The organism is Mesorhizobium sp. M7A.F.Ca.CA.002.09.1.1 (genome assembly GCF_003998555.1).
GTDB classification, from domain to species: Bacteria; Pseudomonadota; Alphaproteobacteria; order Rhizobiales; family Rhizobiaceae; genus Mesorhizobium; species Mesorhizobium ciceri.
Genome location: NZ_RZRR01001379.1, coordinates 1 through 887, shown reverse-complemented (window position 1 = coordinate 887; position 887 = coordinate 1). Strand labels below are relative to the sequence as shown.

The window sequence follows — 887 nt, the reverse complement described above, 5'->3', positions numbered from 1 at the left end:
GCCTGGCGTTGCCGAAACAGCAGCTGGCTCGCTTCGACATGAGCCGACAACAGCCGCGACAGCGACAGATAGATGCGCGTGACCTCTTCGAGATCGACCGGATCGTTGAGCGACCGCAGGCGGCGGAATTCGTCCGCACTCAGCGTCAGCGGCGTGTCGGCGCGGAATTGCGACCATTGCTCGGCGGAGAAGAAGCGAAACGGGGAATACTTCTCGGTCGGCGCGAGCTGATCCATCGAGATACCTGCCCTTCCTCGCGGTCAGCCCTTGGGCCGTGACGCCTTCTCGGCGATGCCCGAACGCCGGGTGCGGCCTTCGAGCTCCTTGAGCACGTCGCTCAGCAAAACCCCCGAGAGGCCGAGAACGACGAGCCAATGATATATAAGATCGGCACTTTCCGAAACGAGGGCCTGTTTGTCGCCCTTGACGGCGGCAATCACCGTCTCGACTGCTTCCTCGCCGAGTTTCTGCGCCGCCTTGTCGATGCCGCGCGCGAACAGTTTTGCCGTCCACGAGTCCGGGTCGCCGGAATGGGCGCGTTCCCTGATGGTTTCTTCAAGACCTGACAGCGAAAACTCAGCCATGGCGCCATCTATCTGCTTGTTTAGGCATGATCTTTTCCGAAAACCGGTTCCCACTTTTCGGGATCATGCTTTAGGGCCGATTATTCACAGAGTCCAGCCGCATCGGCAGCCCTGCGGCGGCCATATGCGCCTTGGCCTGCGCTATCGTGTAGGTACCGAAATGGAAGATGGACGCGGCCAGCACCGCACCGGCATGGCCGTCGCGAATGCCTTCGACCATGTGGTCGAGCGTGCCGACGCCGCCGGAAGCGATGACCGGCGCGCGCACGGCGTCTGATATCGCGCTGACCCGCGCGATATCAG

At 62.0% G+C, this 887-nt stretch carries 2 protein-coding genes and 1 pseudogene; all 3 read right to left on the bottom strand.

All coding sequences use genetic code 11. The annotated features are described in order from the left end of the window. Positions 1-236, bottom strand: a pseudogene (locus EN994_RS33380) (type I pantothenate kinase); the annotation flags it as partial. 24 nt (positions 237-260) lie between these two features. Beyond that, the gene (locus tag EN994_RS33375) at positions 261-584 is read right to left on the bottom strand and encodes a phosphoribosyl-ATP diphosphatase (RefSeq protein WP_013528343.1); all 324 of its coding nucleotides are present in this window, start codon (positions 582-584) and stop codon (positions 261-263) included. Between the two features lie 70 nt (positions 585-654). Beyond that, the coding region (locus EN994_RS33370; protein WP_245466171.1) for a HisA/HisF-related TIM barrel protein at positions 655-887 on the bottom strand (233 nt) is incomplete at its 5' end.